General features: G+C 60.1%; 1 protein-coding gene and 1 pseudogene. Both read left to right on the top strand.

The genetic code is table 11. From position 1 onward, the window contains the following. Nucleotides 1-752, top strand: a pseudogene (locus tag HMPREF2978_RS13305) (hypothetical protein); the annotation flags it as partial. Nucleotides 753-961: 209 nt separating this feature from the next. Next, nucleotides 962-1786 (top strand): class F sortase, encoded by an 825-nt coding sequence (locus HMPREF2978_RS12595; protein ID WP_070745831.1) that lies wholly within the window; start codon nt 962-964, stop codon nt 1784-1786. Nucleotides 1787-1815: the final 29 nt, after the last annotated feature.

The raw sequence follows: 1815 nt of genomic DNA, 5'->3' as shown, positions 1-1815 counted from the left end.
CGGGCGAGGAGACCACTCCGAACCAGCCGGGTGAAGAGACCACCCCGAACAAGCCGGGTGAGGAGACGACCCCGAACCAGCCGGGCGAGGAGACCACTCCGAACAACCCGGGTGAGGAGACGACCCCGAACGAGCCGGGTGAGGAGACGACCCCGAACCAGCCGGGCGAGGAGACCACCCCGAACGAGCCGGGCGAGGAGACGACCCCGAACGACCCGGGTGAGGAGACCACCCCGAACCAGCCGGGTGAGGAGACCACTCCGAATAACCCGGGTGAGGAAACGACTCCGAATAAGCCGGGTGACGAGCCGTCTGAGTCCACGACCGAGACTCCGGATGACGGCGACGGTAAGGATAAGGACGACAACGATGGCAGCTCGAAGAAGTCCGATCTGCCGTGGTGGCTGCTGCTCATCCCGGGTCTGGGCCTCATCAAGCTCATCATTGATGGTGGCAATAGCGGTGACGGTGGACATGATGGTGGCCACGATGGCGACCACAACGCTGAGGTCATCGAGGACAACGGCCGTGGCGGTGACCATGGTGAGTCCACCGGTGACAACGCTGGTGAACCGTCCGAGCAGACTGGTGACAACACCGGCCGCGATGACCGCGAGGTCACCGTCCTGGACGCAACTCCGCCGGAGGACTCCGGTCAGCCGCTGCCGTCCAACGCAGAGCGCGTGGAGATCAAGCACGTACCTTCCGGTGCGACGAAGCTTGACCCAGGCATGAAGGACTTCATCAAGTAGTCCAAACTGCAACACCATCCCAGCCCTCACCGGTTGGGGTTGGTAAGGCGCAGAGAGCAATGATGACAATCCCCTCCAGGGCGTAAACGCTGGAGGGGATTCGTCGTCTGATTTTTAGTCTATTGTTTAAAGCGAATAACTAGAGCCAATACTTTTATAAGTTAAATCTCAGAAGCTAGAACGTAGAAGCTAGGAGCGAGGAATAGAAAATGACTGATGATGGCGAAAAGAACAGTATCCCGGAGTATCCCGGTGAGTCCTCTGCATCTGAACACCGCGCCAGCGAAGCGCAGCCGGTAGGCGATGGGAAGAAGAGCAATAAGAAGCTGCTCATCGGTATTGCAGCGCTCATCGCGATTATCTTGGTTGTCGTACAGCTAGTGCTCTATGCGGGCCGCAGTGAGGAAGATTCCACGGATACAAATGCGGCTGAGGAACAGACGTCAACCTCGCAGAGCGTTGAAGCTGAAGCGCCGACAACGAACAATGATCCTTTCGTGGATGACTCGGGTGAGCAGGAACACGAGGTGGAGCCAGCACCGGGTGAGTTCCGGGGCTTTGGCGCGATGTCCTTGGGCATTAACGATGAGTTTGCGGCCGTGGACCCGATTCAGGTCACTGATACCGGCATGCTGATTCCCCCGCACGATGTACAGCGCTTGGGCTGGTACTCCGCGTCGGCAGTGCCGGGCGAGGCTGGTCCGGTGGGCTCCAGCGTTATTACCGGTCACATCAACTACCAAGGCCAAGGCACGGGCTTCGCAGAGAAGTTCACCACCCTGGAGCAAGGGCAGGAATTCACCGTCTTCATCGATGGTGAGGAGCGCCGATTCCGCGTGACTGAGGCGCCGTACCGCCTGCAGAAGGGCGCGGGTTTCCCGGACGTGGTCAATGACACGCAGGGAGAGAACCGTCTGGTCCTCATCACCTGTGGCGGCAAGTTTGTGGGTGGTCAGCTTGGCTACGAAGACAACATCATCACCGTGGCGGAGCCGGTGGCGCCGGTGGAGGGCGCTGAGGCACCGGCGGCTTAAGCGGCTCTTCCGGTTTCGGGGTGCGTAGC

Source organism: Corynebacterium sp. HMSC074C01, from assembly GCF_001814605.1.
Classification (GTDB): Bacteria; Actinomycetota; Actinomycetes; order Mycobacteriales; family Mycobacteriaceae; genus Corynebacterium.
The sequence above is the reverse complement of the archived record's forward strand: the minus strand, read 5'-3'. Positions and strand labels throughout refer to the sequence as shown.